At 55.7% G+C, this 26,069-nt stretch carries 20 protein-coding genes; 12 read left to right on the forward strand and 8 right to left on the reverse strand.

The features are described from left to right. The first annotated feature begins 7 nt into the window (after nt 1-7). From CUN67_RS06580 to CUN67_RS06595, 4 genes are all read left to right on the forward strand, one after another. Entirely contained in the window at nt 8-1,225 is a 1,218-nt protein-coding gene (locus CUN67_RS06580; protein WP_208714515.1) for a winged helix-turn-helix domain-containing protein, read from the forward strand. Nucleotides 1,226-1,300: 75 nt separating this feature from the next. Continuing rightward, the gene (locus tag CUN67_RS06585; RefSeq protein WP_084873707.1) at nt 1,301-1,483 is read left to right on the forward strand and encodes a Trm112 family protein; all 183 of its coding nucleotides are present in this window, start codon (nt 1,301-1,303) and stop codon (nt 1,481-1,483) included. Beyond that, nucleotides 1,480-2,229 (forward strand): 3-deoxy-manno-octulosonate cytidylyltransferase, encoded by a 750-nt coding sequence (gene kdsB / locus CUN67_RS06590; protein ID WP_208714516.1) that lies wholly within the window; start codon nt 1,480-1,482, stop codon nt 2,227-2,229. The genes CUN67_RS06585 and kdsB overlap by 4 nt, the downstream gene beginning before the upstream one ends. 115 nt (nt 2,230-2,344) lie before the next feature. Then, nucleotides 2,345-3,238, forward strand: coding sequence for a YcbJ family phosphotransferase (locus CUN67_RS06595; RefSeq protein WP_208714517.1), 894 nt, complete (start codon nt 2,345-2,347; stop codon nt 3,236-3,238). Here CUN67_RS06595 and elyC read toward each other — a convergent pair. Further along, nucleotides 3,218-4,003, reverse strand: coding sequence for an envelope biogenesis factor ElyC (gene elyC / locus CUN67_RS06600; protein ID WP_208714518.1), 786 nt, complete (start codon nt 4,001-4,003; stop codon nt 3,218-3,220). The two genes, CUN67_RS06595 and elyC, sit on opposite strands and share 21 nt — an antisense overlap. A 124-nt stretch (nt 4,004-4,127) precedes the next feature. On the opposite strand from elyC, the gene cmoM reads away from it, so the two are divergent. The 7 genes from cmoM to CUN67_RS06635 all read left to right on the forward strand — a co-directional run bounded on the left by cmoM (nt 4,128) and on the right by CUN67_RS06635 (nt 14,769). Next, nucleotides 4,128-4,898, forward strand: a complete 771-nt coding sequence (gene cmoM / locus CUN67_RS06605) for a tRNA uridine 5-oxyacetic acid(34) methyltransferase CmoM (RefSeq protein ID WP_208714519.1) — start codon at nt 4,128-4,130, stop codon at nt 4,896-4,898. Between the two features lie 11 nt (nt 4,899-4,909). Then, the gene (mukF, locus tag CUN67_RS06610; protein ID WP_208714520.1) at nt 4,910-6,232 is read left to right on the forward strand and encodes a chromosome partition protein MukF; all 1,323 of its coding nucleotides are present in this window, start codon (nt 4,910-4,912) and stop codon (nt 6,230-6,232) included. Further along, nucleotides 6,213-6,938 carry a chromosome partition protein MukE gene (mukE, locus tag CUN67_RS06615; protein WP_208714521.1) on the forward strand — a complete coding sequence of 242 codons (726 nt, stop codon included), beginning with the start codon at nt 6,213-6,215 and terminating at the stop codon, nt 6,936-6,938. Before mukF ends, mukE begins: the two co-directional genes overlap by 20 nt. After that, nucleotides 6,935-11,401 (forward strand): chromosome partition protein MukB, encoded by a 4,467-nt coding sequence (gene mukB, locus CUN67_RS06620; protein ID WP_208714522.1) that lies wholly within the window; start codon nt 6,935-6,937, stop codon nt 11,399-11,401. The genes mukE and mukB overlap by 4 nt, the downstream gene beginning before the upstream one ends. 156 nt (nt 11,402-11,557) lie before the next feature. Then, the gene (gene ldtD / locus CUN67_RS06625) at nt 11,558-13,366 is read left to right on the forward strand and encodes a L,D-transpeptidase (RefSeq protein WP_208714523.1); all 1,809 of its coding nucleotides are present in this window, start codon (nt 11,558-11,560) and stop codon (nt 13,364-13,366) included. A 188-nt stretch (nt 13,367-13,554) separates the two neighbouring features. After that, nucleotides 13,555-14,106 carry a YcbK family protein gene (locus CUN67_RS06630; protein WP_208714524.1) on the forward strand — a complete coding sequence of 184 codons (552 nt, stop codon included), beginning with the start codon at nt 13,555-13,557 and terminating at the stop codon, nt 14,104-14,106. Between the two features lie 36 nt (nt 14,107-14,142). Then, nucleotides 14,143-14,769, forward strand: a complete 627-nt coding sequence (locus CUN67_RS06635; protein WP_208714525.1) for an MBL fold metallo-hydrolase — start codon at nt 14,143-14,145, stop codon at nt 14,767-14,769. Between the two features lie 89 nt (nt 14,770-14,858). Here CUN67_RS06635 and CUN67_RS06640 read toward each other — a convergent pair whose 3' ends face one another. The 4 genes from CUN67_RS06640 to pncB form a co-directional block, all read right to left on the reverse strand. Continuing rightward, nucleotides 14,859-16,049: an amino acid aminotransferase gene (locus CUN67_RS06640; protein ID WP_208714526.1), complete on the reverse strand. Its 1,191-nt coding sequence runs from the start codon at nt 16,047-16,049 to the stop codon at nt 14,859-14,861. Between the two features lie 200 nt (nt 16,050-16,249). Next, entirely contained in the window at nt 16,250-17,329 is a 1,080-nt protein-coding gene (ompF, locus tag CUN67_RS06645) for a porin OmpF (protein WP_302882400.1), read from the reverse strand. A 300-nt stretch (nt 17,330-17,629) separates the two neighbouring features. After that, nucleotides 17,630-19,030, reverse strand: coding sequence for an asparagine--tRNA ligase (gene asnS, locus CUN67_RS06650; RefSeq protein ID WP_208714527.1), 1,401 nt, complete (start codon nt 19,028-19,030; stop codon nt 17,630-17,632). Nucleotides 19,031-19,182: 152 nt separating this feature from the next. After that, nucleotides 19,183-20,388 (reverse strand): nicotinate phosphoribosyltransferase, encoded by a 1,206-nt coding sequence (pncB, locus tag CUN67_RS06655; protein WP_208714528.1) that lies wholly within the window; start codon nt 20,386-20,388, stop codon nt 19,183-19,185. A gap of 246 nt (nt 20,389-20,634) precedes the next feature. Between pncB and pepN the strand changes: the two genes are divergently transcribed. Then, entirely contained in the window at nt 20,635-23,250 is a 2,616-nt protein-coding gene (gene pepN / locus CUN67_RS06660) for an aminopeptidase N (RefSeq protein WP_208714529.1), read from the forward strand. Nucleotides 23,251-23,333: 83 nt separating this feature from the next. Here the strand turns inward: pepN and ssuB are convergent, their stop codons facing one another. From ssuB to ssuD, 3 genes are read right to left on the reverse strand one after another with little or no spacing between them, the layout of a single operon-like run. Further along, the gene (gene ssuB / locus CUN67_RS06665) at nt 23,334-24,125 is read right to left on the reverse strand and encodes an aliphatic sulfonates ABC transporter ATP-binding protein (RefSeq protein ID WP_208714530.1); all 792 of its coding nucleotides are present in this window, start codon (nt 24,123-24,125) and stop codon (nt 23,334-23,336) included. After that, complete coding sequence (ssuC, locus tag CUN67_RS06670; protein WP_208714531.1) at nt 24,122-24,907, reverse strand: aliphatic sulfonate ABC transporter permease SsuC; 786 nt, start codon at nt 24,905-24,907, stop codon at nt 24,122-24,124. Before ssuC ends, ssuB begins: the two co-directional genes overlap by 4 nt. 10 nt (nt 24,908-24,917) lie before the next feature. Then, nucleotides 24,918-26,063 carry an FMNH2-dependent alkanesulfonate monooxygenase gene (ssuD, locus tag CUN67_RS06675; RefSeq protein WP_208714532.1) on the reverse strand — a complete coding sequence of 382 codons (1,146 nt, stop codon included), beginning with the start codon at nt 26,061-26,063 and terminating at the stop codon, nt 24,918-24,920. Nucleotides 26,064-26,069: the final 6 nt, after the last annotated feature.

Raw genomic sequence — 26,069 nt, forward strand, 5'->3', positions numbered from 1 at the left:
CTGAGTTATGGCCCACGCGGAATCCCTTTCTTTAGCCACTGCCCGTCACCTCCATCTCGCCGCCCAGGGCCTGCTCAGGCCGCCAAAACGTCGGGCGCGTTTTGCCGATATTCATGCCACCATTCGTCAGATGTCGCTACTGCAAATCGATACCATCAATGTAGTGGCGCGCAGCCCGTACCTGGTCCTGTTTAGTCGGCTGGGTGATTACCCGATTAACTGGCTGGAAGAGACGCTGGCTGCGGGGGCGCTGTTTGAATACTGGGCGCATGAAGCCTGCTTTATACCACGCGAAGACTATCCGTTGTTACGCCATCGTATGCTGGACCCTTCACGTCTGGGCTGGAAATACAATGCACAATGGGTGGCGGATCATCAGCAGGAAATCGCGGACTTGCTGGAGCATATCAATGCCAATGGACCCGTCCGCGCTGCCGATTTTGTGGCGGATAAACAGAGCAAACCGGGCTGGTGGGCGTGGAAGCCGCATAAACGTCATCTGGAAAATCTGTTCAGCGCGGGTGAGCTGATGGTGGTGGAACGGCGTAATTTCCAGCGAGTGTATGACCTGCAACAGCGCGTCATGCCGGACTGGGATGATGGGCAGCACGCGCTAAGTGAAGACGATGCAGTGGTCAGTATGCTGAACCAGAGCGCGCGCAGCCTGGGGATTTTCCGTCCCGCCTGGCTGGCAGATTATTACCGTCTGAAACGCGTAGCGCTACAACCCTGGCTGGCTGAGGCTAAAGAGCGGGGTGACATCGTACCCGTGCAGGTTGAGCAACTGGGTGAGATGTGGCTGCATCGCGATCGGTTGCCGCTACTGGAGAAACCGCAACCTGCGACCCATACAGCTCTGCTTTCGCCGTTTGATCCGGTGGTATGGGATCGCCGCCGGGCGCTGGAACTGTTCAATTTTGACTACCGTATCGAATGCTATACCCCGGCAGAAAAGCGTAAATATGGCTATTTTGTCCTTCCTGTTTTGCACCGTGGCAGCCTGAAAGGGCGGCTGGACGCAAAAATGGATCGCCAGGCGCAGCAGCTGGTGATTCGATCATTTTGGCTGGAAGAGGGGGTGCGCGTGACGTCTGGCTTTATCAGCGATGTACAGCGCGCCATCTCGCGGTTTGCGCACTGGCAGGGTGCCAGTGAAGTGGTGATCGAGCAGGCTCCGGCAGCGTTACGCGCCGCCTGGTCAGATCGCTGGATATTAACCGAGTAGTGGATTGCGGCACGTTGCCTGGCCCTGGGCTATGGTATGCTAACCGCCTGACGAATCGATCCACTGGAGGATATTATGGATCACCGTTTACTTGAGATTGTGGCTTGCCCGGTTTGCAATGGAAAACTGTACTACAACAAAGAACAGCAGGAGTTGATCTGCAAACCTGATGGACTGGCGTTCCCGGTGCGGGATGGCATTCCGGTGTTACTGGAAACCGAAGCACGCACCTTGTCTGTTGAAGAGATTCATCCATGAGTTTCGTCGCCATTATTCCGGCGCGTTATGCTTCAACGCGTCTGCCGGGTAAACCGCTGGTGGATATCCTCGGTAAACCGATGGTGGTGCATGTTATGGAACGTGCCCGCGAATCGGGTGCTGATCGCATCATTGTTGCTACCGACCATCCAGACGTGGCAGCCGCCGTCGAAGCGGCCGGTGGTGAGGTCTGTATGACCAGTCCCGACCATCATTCCGGTACCGAGCGTCTGGCAGAAGTAATTGAAAAATATCAGTTCCCGGATGACACCATTATCGTCAATGTCCAGGGCGATGAGCCGATGATACCGCCTGCCATTGTGCGTCAGGTCGCGGCAAATCTCGCTCAGGCTGATGCGGGGATGGCGACCCTCGCCGTGCCGATTCACGATGCAGAAGAAGCCTTCAATCCCAACGCGGTAAAAGTGGTGACCGATGCGCGGGGTTATGCGCTTTATTTCTCACGCGCCACCATTCCCTGGGATCGTGAACGTTACGCGAAATCGCGTGAACAGGCTGGCGATACGCTGCTGCGCCATATTGGCATCTATGCTTATCGTGCGGGTTTTGTGCGTCGTTACATTGCCTGGGCACCTTGTCCGCTGGAGCAGATTGAGTTGCTCGAACAGCTGCGTGTGTTGTGGTACGGCGAAAAAATCCACGTTGCGGTTGCTGAAACTGTGCCAGGCGTGGGTGTTGACACCCCGGAAGACCTGCAACGCGTGCGCGTAGCGATGCAGGGCTAATCCTGCAGAGGCCAGCTTGTTGTGAGCTGGCTCTGCTGTTCTTTGATCTGGCGCATCACTCTGCGCTGCCGTGACCTCCAGGATAATCAAGTCACTTTAATCGGGAGGATGACGCATGGAACAGCTCCGTTCAGAACTGACGCTGGTGCTTGGAGAAAGCGTCGGCCGTCTCGAAACCATTAGTGAACAATCACAGTCGCGGCTTTATGCCCTGTACGATGCCGCCGATAAACCGATGCCGGTGGTGGCGAAGTATTTCCGTCATCAGGGGCGCGCAGCGCTGGAAGCCAAAAAGCTGGCGATGCTGGGCCGTGATGGTTTGATTGCTGTTCCTGCGGTATTTGGTCTGGTGCTGAGCCAGCAAAAGCCGGTGCATGAAATGTTACTGATGGCTCGCCTCAATGGGGTTTCCGCCGAAGCTCCGGCGCGTACTGCGGCGCGCTGGGAGCAGTTGTGTGAGCAGGTCATTGAGGGCTTACTGGCATGGCATCGTATTGATAGCCACGGTCTGGTGGGGAGCATCGATAGCATTCAGGAAAACAGCTGGCCGGCGTGGTATCAGCAGCGGGTTGAAGTGCTGTGGTCAACCTTAGGCTATCTGTCACCGCCTGGTTTCACCCTCGACGATCGGCAAATTCTGTTCCGCAGCCGTCAACAGCTGCCCCGCCTGCTGGAGGGATTTGACGATCCCTGTGTGCTGATTCATGGCAACCTGCGCCTCGCGAGCATCATGAAGGACGCACGCAACGATCTATTGGTGGCGATGACCCAGCCCGGCAATGTGCTGTGGGCACCACGTGAGTTTGAGCTGATGCGGCTGGGGGATAACGGTGCTGAGGCGTCACTGCTGCAACACTATTTACAGCGCGCGCCAGTGGCGGAAGGTTTCCTCTGGCGGCGCTGGCTGTATCAATTATGGGACTGCATCGATACGCTGGTGAATACCGGGCAATTTGATCGCCCGCGTTTTGATCATGCACGGGAACAGCTACTCCCCTGGCTGGGGTGAGGTCATATCATCTCCGTGGACTGCCTGCCACGCCTGCCCCAGCGTTTCATAAATCGCCCGTTCGCTATGGCTTAACCATAAGGGAGAGGGGATGGCTCGCTCCCACCAATTTAGGGGTGAGGTGATAGCCAGCTGGTTAGCCGGTGCTGCCAATGGATTTAGCCCGGCGCTCTGGAAGAAATGCATGGCGCGTGGCAGATGATTAGCGGAAGTGACCAACAGGAACGGATGCTGACCCACGGCGATTTTTACCGCTTGCGCTTCCTCGCGGGTGTCTTTGGGGTGATCCAGCACCATAATAGCGTCAGCCGGAACACCGAGACTCTCCGCCACCTGCGACGCGACGCGGGCGTTGCTCATCGGATTATTTCCTGCCGCCGCGCCGGTAAAGATCATCTTCGCCTGCGGGTAACGTCGCCACTGGCGTACGCCTTCGGCCACACGAGGCAGACTATTCCCAATCAGGTTCGAACTGGGTGCCCATGCAGGATTAAAGGTGTATCCGCCGCCCAACACCACGATATAATCGACGCGTTCGCTGCGGTTCCAGGTCGGATACTGGTTTTCCAGTGGCAGCAACAGACGATCGGCCACGGGTTGCAGGCTGAGTAACAGCAGCAGAAGCCAGCTGATTGATATCAGGATTTTGCCGCTTTTCTGCCAGCGGCTGAACCAGAGCAACAAAAGTCCGGCTGCCATTAATGACAGCAGCAGCGGCAAGGGCAGTAACATCCCACCGATCACTTTTTTTAACGTGAAAAACATCGAAAATTGCTCCTTTTGGCCGAAAAAACAGCAGCCAGACACTAACCACGGGATGAAAGGTTCATTCTTGTTGAGCCTGTGACAAAATAGCACAAGTTGAATGCAGCAGAGCGGAGCGACCAGCATGCAGGATCGTAACTTTGACGATCTCGCGGAGAGATTTTCAAAGAACATTTATGGCACCAAAAAAGGCATGGTGCGCCAGGCGATCCTGTGGGATGAGCTGGATGCGCTACTGCCGACGCTGCCCGCCGGGCCGCTGTCGGTGCTGGATGCGGGTGGTGGTGTAGGGCAAATCTCCAGCGGCCTGGCCGCGCGCGGGCATCAGGTTGTCCTGTGCGACTTGTCTGCGGAGATGCTGAAGCTGGCTGAGGCGCACGCGCTGGCTGAAGGTGTGAGCCACAACATGCAATTCAAACAAATTAGCGCGCAACAGGTCGGCGAACATTTGGATAAGCCGGTTGATCTGGTATTGTTTCACGCTGTGCTGGAATGGGTCGCGCAGCCCGAGGAAGTATTGCAGGCGTTATGGCGCACCCTGAAGCCGGGTGGAGTATTGTCGCTGATGTTTTTTAATCGTCATGCCTTAACCCTGCGTCTGCTAACCCTCGGTAATTTTGGCTATCTGCAGGCCAATATGTCCAAACGCAAAAAGCGCACGTTGTCGCCTGATTACCCGCGCGATCCCGAAGAAGTGTATCGCTGGCTGGCTGACTGCGGCTTTGAGATTGAACAGCGCGCGGGCATTCGCGTCTTTTGTGATTACATGAAAGAGCAGGCTGCCGCCCTGAAAGACGTTGAGTCCATTATTGAGATGGAACGGCGCTACTGTCGCCAGGAGCCCTTTTTGAGTTTAGGGCGCTATATCCACGTGACCGCGCGCAAACCCAGGTAGAAGGACCAACTATGAGCGAATTTTCCCAGACGGTGCCCGAACTGGTGGCATGGGCGCGCAAGAACGATTTTTCGCTTGCGTTGCCGGTAGAACGTCTGGCTTTTTTGCTGGCTATCGCCACCTTAAACGGTGAGCGGATGGATGGCGAAATGAGTGAAGGTGAGTTGATTGACGCATTTCGTCATGTCAGCAAAGCGTTCGAACAAACCCACGAAACCGTACAGGTGCGTGCCAACAACGCCATCAACGATATGGTGCGGCAGCGTCTGCTTAACCGTTTTACCAGCGAACTGACGGAAGGCCATGCGATCTACCGTCTGACACCGCTGGCCATCGGCATCACCGACTATTACATCCGCCAGCGCGAATTTTCGACCCTGCGTCTTTCGATGCAGCTGTCGATTGTGGCGCAGGAGCTGAAACGCGCCGCCGATGCGGCGGAAGAAGATGGCGATGAGTTTCACTGGCACCGTAACGTGTTTGCGCCGCTGAAATACTCCGTGGCGGAAATTTTCGACAGCATCGATATGACGCAACGTCTGATGGATGAACAGCAACAGGCGGTGAAGACCGATATCGCCGATCTGCTGAACAAAGACTGGCGTGCGGCGATTTCCAGCTGTGAAATGCTGCTGTCAGAAACCTCCGGCACGCTGCGTGAATTGCAGGATACGCTGGAAGCGGCCGGCGATAAGTTACAGGCCAATCTGTTGCGTATTCAGGACGCGACCCTGAGCAGCCCGGATCTGGGCTTTGTCGATAAGCTGGTGTTTGATCTGCAAAGCAAGCTGGACCGCATTATCAGCTGGGGTCAGCAGGCCATCGACCTGTGGATTGGCTATGATCGCCACGTCCATAAATTCATTCGTACCGCCATCGACATGGACAAAAACCGCGTGTTTGCGCAGCGTTTGCGTCTGTCGGTGCAGAACTATTTCGACCAGCCGTGGGCGCTGACCTACGCCAACGCCGACCGTCTGTTTGATATGCGTGATGAAGAGATGACGCTGCGCAACGACGAGGTGATGGGTGAGCTGCCGCCCGAGCTGGAATACGAAGAGTTTAACGAAATTCGTGAGCAACTGGCCGCAATGATTGAAGAAGCTCTGCAGGTGTACCGGCAGGAGCAGCGGCCGCTCAACCTCGCCACGGTGATGCGCGACTATCTGTCGCAATATCCGCGTGCCCGCCACTTTGATCTGGCGCGCATCGTGATTGATCAGGCGGTTCGCCTCGGCGTGGCCGAAGCCGATTTAGCCGGTCTGCCTGCGGAATGGCAGACCATTAATGAATACGGAGCCAAGGTGCAGGCACATGTCATCGACAAATATTGAACAAGTGATGCCAGTTAAGCTGGCGCAGGCACTGGCAAACCCCATTTTCCCCGCGCTCGATAGCCAGTTACGCGCGGGACGCCACATTGGCATCGAAGAACTGGATAATCACGCATTCCTGATGGATTACCAGGAATATCTGGAAGAGTTTTACGCGCGTTATAACGTGGAACTGATTCGTGCGCCGGAAGGATTTTTCTACCTGCGTCCGCGTTCGACCACGCTGATCCCGCGTTCGGTGCTCTCCGAGCTGGATATGATGGTAGGGAAAATCCTCTGTTTCCTCTATCTCAGCCCGGAACGTCTGGCGAATGAAGGCATCTTTACCCAGCAGGAATTGTACGACGAACTGCTGTCACTGGCGGACGAGAGCAAATTGCTCAAGCTGGTTAACCAGCGCTCCACCGGTTCCGACCTTGACCGTGCCAAATTGCAGGAGAAGATGCGTGCATCGCTCAACCGCCTGCGTCGTCTGGGCATGGTGTGGTTTATGGGCAATGACAGCAGCAAATTTCGCATCACCGAATCGGTGTTTCGCTTCGGTGCGGATGTGCGTAGTGGTGATGATGCCCGCGAAGCGCAGCTGCGTCTGATTCGCGATGGCGAAGCCATGACGTTGGAAAACGCCACTGCGACCCCGGACAGCGATGAAAATGATAACGACATCGAGAGCGAAGCGAGTGATAACGCGGAGGAACAGTCATGATTGAACGCGGTAAATTTCGTTCGCTAACCCTGATTAACTGGAACGGCTTCTTTGCCCGTACCTTTGATCTTGATGAGCTGGTGACCACCCTGTCGGGCGGTAACGGTGCCGGTAAATCAACCACCATGGCGGCGTTTGTCACGGCGTTGATCCCGGACCTGACGCTGCTGCATTTCCGTAACACCACCGAGGCCGGTGCAACCTCCGGTTCGCGAGACAAAGGTCTGCACGGTAAGTTGCGGGCCGGTGTCTGCTATGCGGTGCTGGATGTGGTCAACTCACGCCATCAGCGCGTAGTGGTGGGGGTGCGCCTGCAACAGGTGGCCGGGCGTGACAAGAAGGTGGATATCAAGCCGTTCAGTATTCACGGCCTGCCCACCGATACGCAACCGACCGATATGCTCACCGAGATCCTCGGCAGCCGCCAGGCGCGCGTCCTGCCGCTGGCGGAAGTGAAAGATCGCGTCGAAGCGCAGGAAGGCGTGCAGTTCCGTCAGTACAATTCGGTGACCGATTACCATGCCACGCTGTTTGAGTTGGGTGTGGTACCGCGTCGCCTGCGTACCGCCGGTGATCGCAGCAAGTTCTATCGTCTGATTGAAGCCTCGCTGTACGGTGGTATCTCCAGTGCGATTACCCGCTCACTGCGCGATTACCTGCTGCCGGAAAACAGCGGGGTGCGTAAAGCCTTCCAGGATATGGAAGCCGCACTGCGTGAAAACCGCATGACGCTGGAAGCGATTCGCGTCACCCAATCTGACCGCGACCTGTTTAAGCATCTGATTTCGGAAGCCACCAGCTACGTTTCCGCGGACTACATGCGTCACGCCAACGAACGTCGCATCCATCTTGATGGTGCCTTGCAGCTGCGTAACGAGTTGTTTACCAGCCGTAACCAGCTGGCGTCGGAACAGTATCGCCACATTGAAATGGCGCGCGAGCTGTCGGAACACGCGGGTGCTGAAAGCGATCTGGAAACCGATTATCAGGCCGCCAGCGATCACCTGAATCTGGTACAGACGGCGATGCGTCAGCAGGAGAAGATCGAGCGCTACGATGTCGATCTGGAAGAGCTGACTTACCGCCTTGAAGAACAGAATGAGGTGGTGGCCGAAGCACGTGAAGTGCATGAAGAAAATGAAGCGCGTACCGAAGCGGCGGAAGTGGAAGTCGATGAGCTGAAAAGTCAGCTGGCCGATTTCCAGCAGGCGCTCGATGTGCAGCAAACCCGCGCGATTCAGTATCAGCAGGCCTTGCAGGCGCTGGAAAAAGCGCGTGCGCAATGCCAGCTTGCCGATTTGACCATCGACAATGCCGCTGAATGGCAGGAAACCTTCCAGGCGCGTGAGGAAGAAGCGACAGAACAACTGCTGCGTCTGGAACAGAAGCTAAGCGTTGCCGAAGCAGCGCACAGCCAGTTTGAGCAGGCGCTGATGCTGGTCACCAGCATTGCCGGTGAGGTAAACCGCCAGGATGCCTGGCAGGTTGGCCGTGAATTGCTGCGTGATGCCGCCAACCAGCGCCACCATGCGGAACAACTGTCGTCGCTGCGTTTACGCCTCAATGAACTGGAGCAGCGCCTGCGTGAGCAGAATGAAGCGGAGCGTTTGCTGGCGGAATTCTGCAAGCGTCAGGGCCAGCAATATGATGCTGATGCGCTGGAAGGTTTGCAGCGTGAGCTGGAAGCGCAGATTGAACAGCTGAGCGCCAGCGTCGCCGATGCCGGTGAACGCCGGATGCTGATGCGTCAGGAGCTGGAGCAACTGCGTGAACGCATCACCGCGCTGACCGCGCGTGCGCCGCACTGGCTGGCTGCGCAGGAGATCCTGACCCAGCTCAGCGAACAAACCGGCCAGCAGCTGACCAGCAGCCAGCAAATCACCGAATTTATGCAGCAATTGCTGGAGCGCGAGCGTGAAACCACCGTCGAACGTGATGAAGTGGCGGCGCGTAAACGTGAAATCGAGAAACAAATCGAACGCTTAAGCCAGCCTGGCGGTGCGGAAGATGCGCGACTGACCCAGCTGGCCGAGCGTTTTGGCGGCGTGTTGCTGTCAGAAATTTATGATGATGTGACGCTGGATGATGCGCCTTATTTCTCGGCGCTATACGGTCCGTCACGTCATGCCATCGTGGTGCCGGATTTGTCGCTGGTACGCGAGTTGCTGAATGGTCTGGAAGATTGCCCGGAAGATCTCTATCTGATCGAAGGGGACCCGCAGTCATTTGATGACAGCGTATTCGGCGTTGATGAGCTGGAAAACGCGGTGGTGGTGAAAGTAGCGGAGCGTCAGTGGCGCTACTCTCGTTTCCCGAAAGTGCCGTTATTTGGCCGCGCCGCGCGTGAAAACCAGCTGGAGCTGCTGAATAACGAACGCGATCAGCTGGCGGAACGCTACGCCACGCTGTCGTTTGACGTGCAGAAAACCCAGCGTCTGCATCAATCCTTCAGCCGCTTTATCGGCAGCCATCTGGCTGTGGCGTTTGATGAAGATCCGGAAGCGCTGATCCGCCAGCTGAATAGCCGTCGTGGCGAACTGGAACGCGCGCTGAGTCAGCATGAAAACGACAACCAGCAGCAACGGATGCAGTATGAGCAGGCGCGCGAGGGTGTGGCCCAGCTGAACCGCCTGTTGCCACGCGTGACGCTGTTGCTGGACGATACGCTGGCCGACCGCTGTGAAGAGATTCGTGAACGCGTGGATGAAGCTCAGGAAGCCGCACGTTTCCTGCATCAGCACGGCAATAAACTGGCGAAGCTGGAACCGCTGGTGGCGGTGTTGCAGAGCGATCCGCAGCAACACGATCAGCTGGAACGTGATTATCAGCAGGCGCAGCAGCTGCAGCGCGAAACGCGCCAGCAGGCATTTGCACTGACTGAAGTGGTGCAGCGTCGTGCTCACTTCAGTTATGTCGATTCAGCGGGCATGCTGACCGGTAACAGCGACCTGAACGAGAAATTGCGTCAGCGTCTTGAGCAGGCGGAAGGCGAGCGTAGTCGCGCCCGTGAACGTCTGCGTGAGCATCAGGCGCAGCTGACTCAGTACTCTCAGGTGCTGGCATCACTGAAAAGCTCTTATGACGCCAAACGCGACATGCTGAAAGAGTTGCAGCAGGAGATGCAGGACATCGGTGTGCATGCGGATGCCAGCGCGGAAGAACGCGCCCGCGCCCGCCGCGATGAACTCTATACCGCGCTGAGCCATAACCGTGCACGCCGCAATCAGCTGGAAAAACAGCTGACCTTCTGCGAAGCCGAAATGGACAGCCTGCAGAAGAAACTGCGTAAGCTGGAACGCGATTATCATCAGATGCGCGAGCAGGTGGTTAGCGCTAAAGCGGGCTGGTGTACCGTATTGCGTCTGGTGAAAGAAAATGGTGTCGAGCGCCGTCTGCATCGCCGTGAACTGGCCTACTTCAGCGGTGATGAGCTGCGTTCTATGTCGGATAAAGCGTTGGGGGCATTGCGTCTGGCGGTGGCGGATAACGAGCATCTGCGCGATGTGTTGCGTATGTCGGAAGATCCCAAACGTCCGGAACGTAAAATCCAGTTCTTTATTGCGGTATATCAGCATCTGCGCGAGCGTATTCGTCAGGACATCATCCGTACCGATGATCCGGTGGAAGCCATCGAGCAGATGGAGATTGAGCTGAACCGTCTGACGGAAGAACTGATGGCGCGTGAGCAGACGCTGGCGATCAGTTCGCGCAGCGTCTCCAATATCATCCGTAAAACCATTCAGCGTGAACAAAACCGTATTCGTCAGCTTAACCAGGGCCTGCAGGCGGTAAGTTTCGGCCAGGTGCGCAGCGTGCGTCTGAACGTTAACGTGCGGGAAACCCATTCCATGCTGCTGGATACGCTGTCGGAAGAACACGAACAGCATCAGGATCTGTTTAACAGCAATCGTCTGACCTTCTCGGAAGCGCTGGCGAAGCTGTATCAGCGCCTGAATCCGCAGATCGATATGGGTCAGCGTACCCCGCAAACCATCGGTGAAGAGCTGCTCGACTACCGCAACTATCTGGAGATGGAGGTTGAAGTTAACCGCGGCTCCGATGGCTGGTTGCGTGCAGAAAGTGGCGCGCTTTCTACCGGTGAAGCGATCGGTACCGGGATGTCGATTCTGGTGATGGTGGTGCAGAGCTGGGAAGAGGAATCACGTCGTCTGCGCGGTAAAGATATCTCGCCTTGTCGTCTGCTGTTCCTTGATGAAGCAGCGCGTCTTGATGCGCGTTCTATCGCCACTCTGTTTGAGTTGTGTGAGCGTCTGGAGATGCAGCTGGTGATCGCTGCCCCGGAAAATATCAGCCCGGAAAAAGGGACCACCTATAAACTGGTACGTAAGGTGTTCAACAACACCGAACACGTCCATGTGGTGGGCCTGCGCGGCTTCTCCGCTGACCCGTCACCGGTAAAACGCGAGAATAGTGATATCGACCTGGAAACAGAAAATTCATAGCGGTGAATCTGGTTAAATTTTATCGCTACGGTTAATGTGTAAACGGCATTTGCAGCCTGATGCAAATGCCGTTTTTATTTGTATACTCAAAAATATGGTTAAGGTAGTACACAGCATAAGCGAGTCGGCTGTGTCTTAGGCGAGAAGGGGGCAGGGATGTTGCTGAATAATAAAAGCAGATTAAATCGTGCTGCAATAGCACTCAGTTTGTCACTGGTATTGTCGCCACTGGCTGCCAGCCATGCGGCGATTATTGCGGCGCTGCCTGGCACGACACATCGCACCATGACCGTCGCGGCCAGTCAGCATCAGATCCAGCAGGCTTTCAGCCCCAGCGAACAACCGTTCTATCTGCCCGGTCTGGCAGGCATTTATGCCGCCCGTAATATGGCGCCGCTGTGGCAGGACCGTGCTGCCGTGCAGGCGTTCCAGCAGCAACTGGCGGAAGTGGCGCTTTCCGGGGTGCAGCCGCAGTTTACCCGCTGGGTGGGGCTGTTAACCAACCCGGAAATCAAAGGGCTGGCGCGTGATATTGTGTTAAGCGATGCCATGCTGGGCTATCTGCAATTTGTCTCGAATGTACCGACCCAGGGCGAGACCTGGTTGTACAGCAACGTACCTTATAAAATGACCATGCCGACGGTTGCGGTGATTAATCAGTGGCAGAACGCAGTGAACGGCGGTGGAAGCCGCAGCTTTGTGACGTCACTGGAGCCGCAACATCCGCAATACAGGCCGATGCATGCCGCGCTGAAAACCCTGCTCACGGATAATCGTCCGTGGCCACAGTTGCGCGACAGCGGCACGCTGCGCCCCGGTCAGATCAGCAATGATATCCCCGCGCTGCGCGAGATTTTGCAACGGACCGGTATGCTGACTGGCCATAGTGCGACACCAACGCCAGCGGATGATGCTGTGCCCACGGCCCCGGTGCCGGTGAGCCAGAGCGAGCAGCCCGTTGCCGTCAGTCCTTCGGCCACCAGCGTTAATGATTTGCCCGCTCAGGCACCGCAGTCGATGGGAAATGTCGCGGCGAACCCAGGCCAGTCTACCAACAATGTCTATGATGCGGCGCTGGTGGATGGCGTAAAACGTTTCCAGCATTGGCAGGGGCTGGCTGACGATGGGGCAATTGGTCCACGTACCCGCGAATGGCTCAATGTATCGCCGCAAATCCGCGCGGCACTGCTGGCGCTGAATATCCAGCGTTTGCGTCTGCTGCCGGATGATATGCATAACGGCATCATGGTCAATATCCCCAACTATTCGCTGACCTACTACAACAACGGTGCCACCATCCTGTCGTCACGGGTGATTGTCGGTCGTCCCGATCGCAAAACGCCACTGATGCGCAGCGCGCTGAACAACGTAGTGCTGAATCCGCCGTGGAATGTGCCAACATCACTGGTGCGTCAGGACATTGTGCCGAAGGTGAAACAGGACCCGGGCTATCTTTACAAGCATGGTTTTACCTTGCTTTCCGGCTGGAGTGAGGATGCGGAAGTCATCGATCCGTCGATGATTGACTGGAGAATGGTATCGGCCGCCAGCTTCCCGTATCGCGTGCGGCAGGCACCTGGGGCGATGAATTCGCTGGGGCGCTACAAATTCAATATGCCCAGTTCGGATGCGATTTATCTGCACGATACACCGAATCATAATTTGTTCCAGCGTGATATTCGCGCCCTCAGTTCCGGCTGCGTTCGCGTGAATAAGGCGTCGGAACTGGCTGATTTGTTGTTGCAGGACGCGGGCTGGAATGACAGCCGGATCTCCGACACGCTGAAGGAGGGCAACACGCGGTATGTGCCGATTCGTCACCGGATCCCGGTTAACCTTTACTATCTGACGGCCTGGGTGGCAGATGATGGTCAGCCGCAATATCGTACAGATATTTACAATTATGATAATACAGCGCGTTCGGGCAGTCAGGTATTGGTGAAAGCCGGACAGTTGCTGCTCTAGTGATTGATTTATCGATACTCCCCGCTATTTAAAAATCCCAAAACCAGTGCCGAATAAGTGATGTCGGGCTGGTTTTGGCCTTTCTGTTCCCGGCCACGGGTTGACTGAGTGTATGGCTGCGGTTAATGTTCCGCCTTGTGTGCTTTTTACACATTTTTTATCGCATTAATCTCAGGTAAACCCGCTAAATGGCTAATTTTGATTCTCAGCGTCGTAAATTGCTCCTGATCGGAGGGGCAGCCGCAGGTCTGTCACTGCTTCCTGGCTCAGCACTGGCCTCGCTTTCCACCTCCCGTCCGCGAATTTTGACGCTCAATAACCTTCACACCGGTGAAACCCTTAAAACGGAGTTTTTTAACGGCAAGAGTTATGACAAGGATGAGTTAGCTCGCTTAAATCACTTTTTCCGCGACTACCGTGCCAATCAGATGAGAAAGATCGATCCCCATCTGTTTGACCAGATTTATCGCCTGCAGGCGTTGCTGGGCACGCGTAAACCGATTCAGCTGGTGTCGGGTTACCGCACCATCGCCACCAACAATATGCTGCGCGAGTCGGGCCCGGGTGTGGCGAAACACAGTTATCACACCAAAGGCCAGGCGATGGATTTTCATATCGAAGGCATTGCCCTGAACAATGTTCGCAAAGCGGCGTTATCTCTGCGTGCAGGTGGTGTAGGATATTACCCGCGCAGCAACTTTGTTCACATTGACACTGGTCCTGTAAGGCACTGGTCCTGATACCGGCAGCGCTGCGTGTGTCGGTCATGGAGCGCTATGAACTACCTCATTATTCCGGTCACGGCATTTTCCCAGAACTGTTCAGTTATCTGGGGGGATGATACCCAGCAGGCCGCGCTGGTGGATCCGGGTGGCGATGCTGCCACCATCATCGCGGTGCTGGCTGAGCGTGGCATTACCCCGCAACAGATTCTGCTGACACATGGACATCTCGACCATGTCGGCGCGGCGGCCGAGCTGGCGGCCCATTTTCAGGTACCGATTATCGGACCACAGTTACGCGATAAATACTGGCTGGATGGATTGCCGGTGCAGAGCCAAATGTTTGGTTTGCCGGAATGCGCACCACTGACGCCAGATCGCTGGCTGGAAGAGGGGGAAACGGTGCAGGTCGGTGAGGTGACGCTGGAAGTGTTGCATTGCCCTGGCCATACGCCGGGCCATATCGTGTTTTTCGACCGTGCCGGTCGTCTGCTGATCTCCGGGGATGTCATCTTTAACGGCGGTGTTGGCCGGACCGATTTTCCCCAGGGAAGCCACAGCGATTTGATCGCGGCGATTAAAACCAAGCTCCTGCCGCTGGGCGATGATGTGACCTTCGTTCCGGGGCATGGACCGATCTCCACGCTGGGCCGCGAACGTATCAGTAATCCTTTCCTGTAATCCGTGTCCGTAGCGGCGCGATTTATCGCGCGGGTTTTCCGGCATCGTGCACGGAATGCGCGATAAATTGCGCCGCTACGGGTTAATCCTTACAGCACTGCGACAATCGCTTCGCACAGCGCCGACATATTGTCTGGCGTCATCCCGGCAACGTTAACGCGACCGGAATTCACCGCATACACGCCGAACTCTTCACGCAAACGGATCACCTGATCTTTTGTCAGGCCGCTGAACGAGAACATGCCGTTCTGTTTAATGATAAAGCTGAAGTCCTGTTGCGCGCCGCTCGAAGCCAGCGTGTTGACGAACAGCTGACGCATGCGCTGAATACGCTGGCGCATATCGGTCAGTTCCTGTTGCCAGATAGTACGCAGGGCATCGTTGCCGAGAATGGTCGCGACTACCGCAGCGCCGTGAGCAGGCGGGTTTGAGTAGTTGGCGCGAATGCTGTATTTCACCTGGCTGAAGGCGGTTTTTGCCACATCGCTGCTGGCGGCGACCAGCGTCAGCGCACCAACGCGTTCGTTATACAGGCCAAAGTTTTTCGAGTAAGAGCTGGCAACAATCAGCTCCTGATGTGAAGCAGCAAAAATACGCAGGCCTTCTGCATCTTCATCCAGACCACGGGCAAAGCCCTGGTAGGCAAAGTCAAACAGTGGCAGCCAGCCATTCGCCTGAGAGAGCTCTGCCAGTTGCTGCCATTGTTCCGCAGTCGGATCGATACCGGTTGGGTTGTGGCAGCAGCCGTGGAACAGCACCACATCACCCGCTTTCGCTTCACGCAGTGACGCCACCATGCCATCAAAATCCAGCGTATGGTTTGCCGCATCGTAGTACTGATAATCACAGACTTCGAGGCCCGCCGCGTTAAACACATTTTTGTGGTTCGGCCAGCTTGGATTACTCACCCATACACGCTTCACGCTGGTCTGATTAGCGAGGAAATCTGCGGCTACACGCAACGCCCCCGTACCACCCGGTGTTTGAGCCGTGCAGGCGCGTCCGGCGGTCACCAGCGTGCTCTCTTTGCCAAACAACAGTTCCTGGGTACAACGCGCGAAATCAGCCAGGCCATCAATGCTGAGGTAATTTTTGGTGGTTTCGTTTTCCAGCAAATATTGCTCAGCTTTTTTTACACTGGTGAGTACCGGAGTTTTACCGGTTTCATCTTTATAAACACCAATGCCAAGGTTGATTTTATTCGGGCGGTCGTCGGCGCGAAACAGGTCGGCCAGACCAAGGATAGGATCGGCGGGTGCGGCAGAGATCGATTCAAACATGAGTGAGGTCCAGTTGCGTGAACTTTAGCAAAATGAGCTATCAGGTTAGCGTCAGATGGCACGCTTGCCAACCGCTGAGACGAAAAAGAAATAATACCGACGCAGGGATTAATGCAGCTTATTTTGAAGCGGATCACTGAAATGCAAAACGGAGCCATAAGGCTCCGTTTTTAAGGTATTACGCGGTGCTAATCGACAGATTAGAACTGGTAAACCAGACCAACTGCTACGATATCGTCGGTGTTCAGACCCAGCGGGTTGTTGTCATCCAGCTGGTTGATTTTGTAATCAACATAGGTAGACATGTTTTTGTTGAAGTAGTAGGTTGCGCCCACATCGATATATTTGTACAGGTCAGCATCGCCGATACCTTCGATGTCTTTGCCTTTAGACTGAACGTAGGCGATAGACGGACGCAGGCCGAAGTCGAACTGATACTGTGCTACGAATTCGATAACCTGAGATTTGTTAGCAAAACCATCAGCACCATTAGCGTCGCTGATGTAGGTCGCGTTGCGGGTTTCACTGTACATTGCTGCCAGGTAAACGTTGTTCGCGTCATATTTCAGCGCAGTTGCCCACTGCTGAGCTTTGTCGCCGCGACCATAGGTGGCTGTGTTCTGCGCGTTGGTACGATCGCTGGAACCATATGCACCTACGATGCCTACACCGATCGGAGAGGTATAGGAGATTGAAGTACCCCAGCCGTCACCGTTCGCACGACGGATGTCGTCAGTACGGTCATTTTTGCCCTGGTACTGCAGAGCGAAGTTCAGACCATCAACCAGACCGAAGAAGTTGGTGTTACGGTAGGTTGCCAGACCGGTAGAACGGCCAGCCAGGAAGTTATCAGAGTAACCAGAATCGCCACCAAATTCTGGCAGCATGTCGGTCCAGCCGATTGCATCGTAAACAACGCCGTAGTTACGGCCGTAGTCGAAAGAACCCGCGTCAGCGAATTTCAAACCAGCAAAGCCCAGACGGGTTTTGTTGCCAGTTTGTGCGTCTGCAGTGCCTTCAGAGTTGTTAGCCTGGATGTTGTATTCCCACTGGCCGTAACCGGTCAGCTGGTCGGTGATCTGAGTTTCACCTTTGAAGCCGAAGCGCACGTAAGACTGGTCGCCGTCGTTGCCTGAGTCGTCAGAGAAGTAATGCAGACCATCAACTTTACCGTACAGGTCTAATTTGTTGCCATCTTTGTTGTAGATTTCTGCTGCGTTTGCTGCACCAGCAGCTAACAGAGCAGGGATAACCACTGCAAGAATGTTGCGCTTCATCATTTTTTATTACCCTCATTGGAGTTATTTGGACACCTGCCACTGCCGTCAAGAAACCTTTACGGGAACCTTGAAAGAAGTTTGGTGTCTCCTGTGTCTGCACGCATCTTTCCATCCCATGGTTGGTAATTCTACCCCGAAAATGCTACTAATCTCGCAATTGGGTATCAAAAAGAAAATATGTATTACAAAATGTAAAATATCGGGAACTTTGTGAGAGAACTCTAAATTTACAAAAATAAAAAAAGGCCGGCTAAGCCGACCTCGTTATATATATGAATTACTTATAATTAATCGCGGATTTTAGAAATTGGCGTTGCGCGGTGTACGTGGGAAGGGGATAACATCCCTTACATTTTGTACGCCGGTGACATAGGCGATTAACCGTTCGAAACCTAAACCGAAACCGGAGTGCGGCACGGTGCCGTAACGACGTAAGTCACGGTACCACCAGTAATCTTCTTTATTCAGACCCATCTCAGCAAGGCGCGCATCCAGCACATCCAGACGTTCTTCACGCTGTGAACCACCGATGATTTCGCCAATGCCTGGCGCCAGCACGTCCATCGCCGCCACGGTTTTGCCATCTTCGTTCATGCGCATGTAGAAGGCTTTGATATCTTTCGGATAGTTTTTCACCACCACCGGTGCCTTGAAGTGCTGCTCGGCAAGATAACGCTCGTGTTCGGATGACAAATCCACGCCCCAGGAGACCGGATTTTCGAAACTCTGGCCGCTTTTCAGCAGAATTTCGATCGCATCGGTGTAGTCCACCTGCGCGAAATCTGCTTTAACAAAACGTTCCAGGCGAGAAATCGCATCTTTGTCTACGCGTTCAGCAAAGAACGCCAGATCGTCTGCGCGTTCTTCCAGCACGGCTTTAAACACGTATTTCAGCATGGCTTCAGCCAGTGCTGCGGCGTCATCGAGGGTGGCAAACGCCACTTCCGGCTCCAGCATCCAGAACTCGGCCAGATGGCGGCTGGTGTTGGAGTTTTCCGCACGGAAGGTTGGGCCAAAGGTGTAGACCTTCGACAGCGCACAGGCGTAGGTTTCACCGTTGAGCTGGCCGGATACCGTCAGGAAAGCTTCTTTACCGAAGAAGTCTTTATCGAAGTCAATTTTGCCCTGCGGATCGCGCGGCAGGTTTTCCAGATCCAGCGTCGAAACGCGGAACATTTCACCGGCACCTTCGGTATCGGAAGCGGTGATCAGCGGCGTGGAAACCCAGAAATAACCATTTTCATGGAAAAAGCGATGCAGTGCCTGGGCCAGGGTATGGCGGACACGTGCAACTGCGCCAATCAGGTTGGTACGCGGACGCAGGTGCGCCACTTCACGCAGGTATTCGATGCTGTGGCGTTTCGCCGCCATCGGATAGGTATCCGGATCGTCAACCCAGCCAACCACTTCCACGCTGGTGGCCTGCAATTCAAATGCCTGGCCTTCACCCGGTGATTCCACCACTTTGCCGGTAATGATGACCGAGCAACCCGTGGTCAGACGCAGCACTTCGTCCTGATAATTATTCAGAGAATTATTGACGACAGCCTGAACGGGATTAAAGCAGGAACCGTCATAAACGGCGATAAAGGAAAGACCGGCTTTGGAATCTCTTCGGGTACGCACCCAACCACGTACGGTGACTTCACTGTCAACCGCGACACGGCCGTGTAGTACATCCGCTACAGGCACTACGCTCATAAATTTCTCTCTTTATATAGATGAAGTAATGTAATCCCCCATTTGGGGTTTTGCTATGTTACTTGCGAGCCATCAGGAAACAAGCAAAATTGCCTGGTCAGGGGGAGATTTGTTGCAGAACAGCAGGGTGCTGACACCCTGCTGTAGAAAGGTTAGCTGGCTCTTTTCACCAACGGCAGGTCAAAGGCTTTACGCAGTGCCCGCACGAAGGCTTTATCCTGGCAGATGGTTTTGCCGGGGCTGTCGGAAAGTTTTGCTACCGGTTTGCCGTTGCAGCTCACCAGTTTGATCACGATATTCAGCGGCGTGACTCCAGGGATATCGCAGGTCAGACGCGTGCCGATACCAAACACCACATTGGCGCGCTGGCCAAAATGACGGTACAGCCCCAGCGCTTTATCCAGGTCGAGATTGTCCGAGAACACCAGCGTCTTGCTGAGTGGATCGATATCCAGCCGCTGATAATGGGCAATGGCTTTCTCACCCCATTCCACCGGGTCACCCGAATCATGACGTAAGCCCTGATAGCGGTGAGCAAAGCCGGGGCCAAAATCACGCAGGAACGCATCCATCGTAATGCAATCGGTGAGGGCGATGCCGAGCTGGTCATCATACTCGTCCAGCCAGGATTGCAGCGCCGCGCGCTGGCTGTTGGCCAGCACCGGGCTAATCTGCTGATGCGCCTGGAACCATTCATGTGCCTGGGTGCCGACCGGGTTGAGTTGCAGACGCCGCGCCAGGTCATAGTTACTGGTGCCAACCAGCCACGGGAAATCCTGTTTCAGCGTGCTGACAATCGCTTCCTGCACCGGTTGTGAAAAGCGGCGACGGGTGCCAAAGTCCATCAGATGAAAGCGGGACATATCCAGATCGCCCACTTTCTGGCGAAAATCCACCAGCTTATGCTGCAGATGCGCCACCGCCTGTTCCACACCAATGTTCGGCGTGCGATGACGGTGTACCAGCTCGCTAATCAACGCCAGCAGTGGCACTTCCCACAAAATCACTTCACGCCACGGGCCGCTAATCTGAATGGCGAGTTTACCGTGGTCATTACGGACGACGACCTGCTGCGGATTGAAGCGGAAACCGCGCAGCCAGCTGAGGTAGTCGGCGTCAAAGAAGGGCAGGGCTGAAAGGTAACGATATTCCTCTTCGCTCAGGGCGAGGGATTGCATCGCATCGATATGGGTACGGAGTTCGTCCGCGTAGACGCCGAGCAACTCAGCGCCACGGCAGCGAAACTCCGCCGTGACCGGGACATCGTAATAACGATGATATACGGCCTGCTGCATATGAAGCTTGTAGGCATCGGTATCAAGCAGCGTGGTCAAAATCGGGGAAGCGTGTCCTGTCATGGTGCGTTTCAGCATCCTCTTCCGCGGAGCATAGCCCGGTGTTCAACAAAGTCATAAAGACGCAGGAGTATAAAACAGTAATAGACGGCGATCACACCATATTTGCGGGTGTCGGGTCGAGGGTCATTTGTGCCATTGTTAATAAATTGTAGCATTTTCTGCTAAGGCACGCATTGTGCGTGGCAACTGAGGCCCAACCCGCTTAGACTTTGACGGGTAAACATTTTAACGATGCGAGAAGGATTTATGACGCAACAGCCGCAAATTAAATATCGTCACGACTACCGTGCGCCTGATTTCACCATCACCGATATCGATCTGACGTTTGATCTTGATGCGGCCACCACGCGTGTCACCGCAGTCAGCCAGGTGAAGCGTTTAGGGGCTGGCCAGGCAGAACTGCGTCTGGATGGCGAAGACCTCACGCTGGTGTCACTGGCGGTCGATGGCAATGCCTGGTCGCATTATCGCGAGGAAGACGGTGCGCTGGTGCTGAGCCAGTTGCCGGACAACTTCACCCTGACCATCATTAATGATATCCATCCGGATAAAAATACCGCCCTGGAAGGGTTGTACCAGTCGGGTGAAGCGCTGTGCACCCAGTGCGAAGCGGAAGGTTTCCGGCACATCACCTGGTATCTGGATCGCCCGGACGTGCTGGCGCGCTTTACCACCACCATTATTGCTGATGCGGCGCGCTATCCGTTCCTGCTCTCCAACGGTAACAAGCTGGAGAGCGGTCGTCATGAAGATGGCCGTCATTGGGTAAAATGGCAGGATCCGTTCCCGAAACCCTGTTATCTGTTTGCGCTGGTGGCCGGTGATTTTGACGTGCTGCGTGACAGCTTCACCACCCGTTCAGGGCGTGATGTCGCGCTGGAGATCTTCGTCGATCGCGGCAACCTGGATCGTGCTGACTGGGCGATGACCTCGCTGAAAAACAGCATGGCGTGGGATGAAGAACGCTTTGGTCTCGAATACGACCTCGATATCTTTATGATCGTCGCGGTCGATTTCTTCAATATGGGCGCAATGGAGAATAAAGGCCTCAACGTCTTTAACTCAAAATATGTACTGGCGAAAGCGGAAACCGCCACCGACAAAGATTATCTCGGCATCGAAGCGGTGATCGGCCACGAATATTTCCATAACTGGACCGGCAACCGTGTCACCTGCCGCGACTGGTTCCAGCTCAGCCTGAAAGAGGGCCTGACGGTGTTCCGCGATCAGGAATTCAGCTCGGACCTTGGCTCGCGCGCCGTCAATCGTATCGATAACGTCCGCGTAATGCGTGGTGCGCAGTTTGCTGAAGATGCCAGCCCGATGGCACATCCCATCCGTCCGGATCAGGTGATTGAGATGAACAATTTCTACACCCTGACGGTGTATGAAAAAGGTTCTGAAGTGATCCGTATGATGCATACCCTGTTGGGCGAAGAGAATTTCCAGAAGGGGATGCAGCTTTACTTTGAGCGTCACGATGGCAGCGCCGCCACCTGCGACGATTTTGTTCAGGCGATGGAAGATGCTTCCAATGTTGATCTGTCGCAGTTCCGCCGCTGGTATAGCCAGGCGGGTACGCCGGTGCTGACGGTACGTGATGATTACAACCCGGAGCTGGAGCAATATACGCTGCATGTGACCCAGCACACGCCGCCCACCGCTGAGCAGAAAGAGAAACTGCCGCTGCATATCCCGCTGGATATCGAACTTTACGATGGTGAAGGCAAGGTTATTCCGCTGCAACATAACGGCCATCCGGTGCACCATGTGCTGAACGTGACCGAAGAGTTCCAGAGCTTCGTGTTTGATAACGTCTATTTTCAGCCGGTGCCCTCACTGCTGCGTGAATTCTCTGCGCCGGTGAAGCTCGACTATAAATGGAGCGATGCACAGCTGACGTTCCTGATGCGCCATGCGCGCAACGATTTCTCACGCTGGGATGCGGCGCAGAGTCTGCTGGCGACGTATATCCGTCTGAATGTGGCACGTCATCAGCAGGGGCAGCCGCTGTCGCTGCCGCTGCATGTGGCCGATGCTTTCCGTGCGGTGCTGCTGGATGAGCAGGGCGACCCGGCGTTGATGGCGCTGATCCTGTCACTGCCGTCAGAAAATGAAATCGCTGAGTTGTTCGAGGTGATTGATCCGCAGGCGATTGCTGAAGTCCGGGAAGCGCTGGTACGCACCCTGGCCAAAGAACTGAGTGATGAGTTGCTGGCGGTTTATCGTGCTAATCAGAGCAGTGTCTACCACATCGAGCATGCGGAAATTGGCAAGCGTGCGCTGAAAAATGTGTGTCTGGGTTATCTGGCGTTTGCCGATGCGGAACAGGCGGACAAACTGGTGCAGGAACAGTATCAGCAGGCCACCAACATGACCGATGCGCTGGCCGCGTTGTCAGCGGCGGTTGCTGCGCAGTTGCCGTGTCGCGATGCGTTGCTGGCGGCGTATGACGAACGCTGGCATCAGGATGGTCTGGTGATGGACAAATGGTTCGTGTTGCAGGCCACCAGCCCGGCGGCTGACGTCCTGAGCAAAGTGCGGGAGCTATTGCATCATCGTTCCTTCACCATGGGGAACCCGAACCGCATCCGTTCACTGATTGGTGCGTTTGCCTCGGCCAATCCGTCGGCCTTCCATGCCAAAGATGGCAGTGGTTATCAGTTCCTGGTGGAGATGCTGACCGACCTCAACACGCGTAACCCGCAGGTTGCTGCGCGCATGATCGAGCCGCTGATTCGTCTGAAACGTTACGATGCAGGGCGCCAGGCGCTGATGCGTCAGGCGCTGGAGACGCTGAAAGGGCTGGATAAACTGTCCGGGGATCTGTACGAGAAGATCACCAAGGCATTGAATGCGTAAGTAATTTGCATTAACCGTAGCGGTGCGATTTATCGCGCATCTTTTCAAAACACGCGCGATAAATCGCGCCGCTACGGGTTCTGTCATCGTTGTTGGGCAAACTTAAGGGGTTGCTCAGCGGCGCTCCGCTTCATCACGCGATCCAGCACTTCCGCTTCCAGCTCGGCCAGCCGGGCAGAACCGCGACGGCGTGGGCGCGGCAGATCAACCGTTAAATCCAGTCCAATCTGGCCTTCTTCAATCAGCAACACCCGGTCCGCCATGGCGACCGCTTCGCTGACATCGTGGGTGACTAACAGCACGGTGAAGTTATGTTGCTGCCATAACGCTTCAATCAGTCCCTGCATCTCAATACGCGTCAGCGCATCAAGCGCCCCGAGCGGTTCGTCCAGCAACAACAGGCCGGGACGGTGAATCAACGCACGTGCCAGCGCCACACGCTGTTTCTGACCACCAGAGAGCGCCGCAGGCCATTCATTGGCGCGTTCCGCCAGGCCGACTGCCTCCAGCGCTTCCCGTGCATTTTCACGCCAGGCGCGGCCTTTCAATCCGAGGCCGACGTTATCAATCACTTTTTTCCACGGCAGCAGGCGGGCGTCCTGGAACATCAGACGCGTATCCTCGCGGGCTGCCGCCAGTGGGGCATTCCCGGCCAGCAATTCACCGCGGGTGGTGGATTCCAGCCCGGCCAGCAGGCGCAGCAGGGTACTTTTCCCACAGCCGCTGCGGCCAACGACGGCGACAAATTGTCCTGCCGGGATATGCAGGTCAATATTATTCAGGATGGTGCGGTCGCCATATTGTTTGACGACGCCGTTAACGCCCACCGGTGTGCCGCTGTTCAGACGCGCCGGGGTGAGGGTTGCAGTGCTCATGCGTTAGCCTCCTTCAGTTGATAAGCCGGGTGCCAGCGCAGCCATACGCGTTCCAGCAGTTGTGCCGCGACATCGGCCAGTTTGCCGAGCAGGGCATACAAAATGATGGCGACTACCACCACATCGGTTTGCAGAAATTCGCGGGCGTTCATCGCCAGATAGCCAATGCCAGAGTTGGCGGAAATCGTTTCGGCCACAATCAGCGTCAGCCACATCAGGCCCAGCGCAAAACGCACGCCCACCATAATGGACGGCAGCGCGCCGGGCAGAATCACCTGAATAAACAGGCTCCAGCCGGAAAGGCCATAGCTGCGCGCCATCTCCACCAGACCACGATCGATATTGCGGATACCGTGATAAGTGTTGAGATAGATGGGGAACATGGTGCCGAGCGCGACGAGAAAAATTTTTGCCGCCTCATCAATGCCGAACCACAGGATCACCAGCGGGATCAGCGCCAGGTGGGGCACGTTACGCAGCATCTGCACCGAGGTATCGAGCAGGCGCTCGCCGAGACGTGAAGTGCCGGTAATCAGACCCAGCACCAGGCCAATGGATCCGCCAATCCCGAAACCAATTGCCGCGCGCCAGCTGCTGATGGCGAGGTTCTGCCACAACTCACCGCTGGCGGTGAGATGCCAGAAGGTTATCAGGATATTCTCCGGCGACGGCAGGATGCGCGTCGACAGCAACCCGGTTTGTGACGCCAGCTGCCAGACCACCACCAACAGCACCGGCAGCAACCACGGCAGGAAGGCGTTACTGAGCTGTTTCCTGGACATTATTTGCTCCTCAACTCTGCGCGACTTTCTGCGGCATGTAGTCATTCCCTACGACTTCACCGTGCGGCTGAATCTTACGCGGCTGGGGAATCTGCGGCACGTCGAGGTCAAGATGTGGGAACAGCAATTCACTTACGCGGTACGCTTCCTCCAGATGTGGATAGCCGGAGAGAATAAAGGTCTCGATGCCGAGATCTCTATATTCCTGCATGCGTGCGGCCACTGTCGGGCCATCACCGACTAACGCCGTACCGGCACCGGTCCGCGCCAGGCCAACCCCGGCCCACAGATTCGGACTGACTTCCAGCTTGTCACGACGGCCACCGTGCAGCGCCGCCATCCGTTGCTGGCCGACGGAATCGTAACGCGCGAACCCTGCCTGTGCTTTGGCGATGGTGGCGTCATCCAGATGAGAAATCAGCTGATCGGCTGCCCGCCACGCTTCTTCGTTGGTTTCACGCACGATAACGTGCAAACGAATGCCAAAACGTACTTTGCGGCCCTGCGCCTCGGCTTTGGCACGTACCTGGGCAATTTTCTCTTTCACCAGTGCCGGTGGTTCACCCCAGGTGAGATAGACATCAACCTGTTCCGCGGCCAAATCCTGCGCGGCATCGGAGGAGCCACCAAACCACAACGGTGGGCGCGGTTGTTGCACCGGTTTATACAGCAGGCGAGCACCGCGGACTTTGACGTGCTTGCCGTCATAATCGACGGTTTCGCCTTCCAGTACCCGACGCCAGATACGGGTAAACTCAGCGGACTCAACGTAACGCTCGCGGTGATCATGAAACACGCCGTCACCCTCCAGTTCTTCCGGGTCGCCACCGGTCACCAGGTTAAACAACACGCGACCATTGGAGAGGCGATCGAGGGTTGCTGCCTGACGCGCGGCCTGGGTGGGAGAAATCACCCCTGGGCGCAGTGCCACCAGAAAACGCAGACGCTGCGTGACCGGAATCAGTGACGCCGCGACCAGCCAGGCGTCTTCACAGGAGCGCCCGGTCGGAATCAGGACGCCACCAAAACCAAGGCGGTCGGCAGCCTGCGCCACCTGTTGCAGATAAGCATGATCAACCGCACGTGCCCCTTCGGCCGTGCCGAGATAGCGGCCATCACCGTGAGTAGGAAGAAACCAGAATACGGATACGCTCATTGTTGA

This window comes from Pantoea cypripedii, from assembly GCF_011395035.1.
Classification (GTDB): Bacteria; Pseudomonadota; Gammaproteobacteria; order Enterobacterales; family Enterobacteriaceae; genus Pantoea; species Pantoea cypripedii_A.

Excerpts from the sequence above, each read along its gene's own strand:
- mukF (WP_208714520.1), top strand. The coding sequence starts at position 4,910 with ATGAGCGAATTTTCCCAGACGGTGCCCGAACTGGTGGCATGGGCGCGC.
- ssuD (WP_208714532.1), bottom strand. The coding sequence starts at position 26,063 with ATGAGCGTATCCGTATTCTGGTTTCTTCCTACTCACGGTGATGGCCGC.
- CUN67_RS06640 (WP_208714526.1), bottom strand. The coding sequence starts at position 16,049 with ATGTTTGAATCGATCTCTGCCGCACCCGCCGATCCTATCCTTGGTCTG.
- ssuB (WP_208714530.1), bottom strand. The coding sequence starts at position 24,125 with ATGAGCACTGCAACCCTCACCCCGGCGCGTCTGAACAGCGGCACACCG.
- elyC (WP_208714518.1), bottom strand. The coding sequence starts at position 4,003 with ATGTTTTTCACGTTAAAAAAAGTGATCGGTGGGATGTTACTGCCCTTG.
- ldtD (WP_208714523.1), top strand. The coding sequence starts at position 11,558 with ATGTTGCTGAATAATAAAAGCAGATTAAATCGTGCTGCAATAGCACTC.
- CUN67_RS06595 (WP_208714517.1), top strand. The coding sequence starts at position 2,345 with ATGGAACAGCTCCGTTCAGAACTGACGCTGGTGCTTGGAGAAAGCGTC.
- CUN67_RS06585 (WP_084873707.1), top strand. The coding sequence starts at position 1,301 with ATGGATCACCGTTTACTTGAGATTGTGGCTTGCCCGGTTTGCAATGGA.
- CUN67_RS06630 (WP_208714524.1), top strand. The coding sequence starts at position 13,555 with ATGGCTAATTTTGATTCTCAGCGTCGTAAATTGCTCCTGATCGGAGGG.
- cmoM (WP_208714519.1), top strand. The coding sequence starts at position 4,128 with ATGCAGGATCGTAACTTTGACGATCTCGCGGAGAGATTTTCAAAGAAC.
- CUN67_RS06635 (WP_208714525.1), top strand. The coding sequence starts at position 14,143 with ATGAACTACCTCATTATTCCGGTCACGGCATTTTCCCAGAACTGTTCA.
- asnS (WP_208714527.1), bottom strand. The coding sequence starts at position 19,030 with ATGAGCGTAGTGCCTGTAGCGGATGTACTACACGGCCGTGTCGCGGTT.
- ompF (WP_302882400.1), bottom strand. The coding sequence starts at position 17,329 with ATGATGAAGCGCAACATTCTTGCAGTGGTTATCCCTGCTCTGTTAGCT.
- CUN67_RS06580 (WP_208714515.1), top strand. The coding sequence starts at position 8 with ATGGCCCACGCGGAATCCCTTTCTTTAGCCACTGCCCGTCACCTCCAT.
- pncB (WP_208714528.1), bottom strand. The coding sequence starts at position 20,388 with ATGACAGGACACGCTTCCCCGATTTTGACCACGCTGCTTGATACCGAT.
- mukB (WP_208714522.1), top strand. The coding sequence starts at position 6,935 with ATGATTGAACGCGGTAAATTTCGTTCGCTAACCCTGATTAACTGGAAC.
- kdsB (WP_208714516.1), top strand. The coding sequence starts at position 1,480 with ATGAGTTTCGTCGCCATTATTCCGGCGCGTTATGCTTCAACGCGTCTG.
- ssuC (WP_208714531.1), bottom strand. The coding sequence starts at position 24,907 with ATGTCCAGGAAACAGCTCAGTAACGCCTTCCTGCCGTGGTTGCTGCCG.
- pepN (WP_208714529.1), top strand. The coding sequence starts at position 20,635 with ATGACGCAACAGCCGCAAATTAAATATCGTCACGACTACCGTGCGCCT.
- mukE (WP_208714521.1), top strand. The coding sequence starts at position 6,213 with ATGTCATCGACAAATATTGAACAAGTGATGCCAGTTAAGCTGGCGCAG.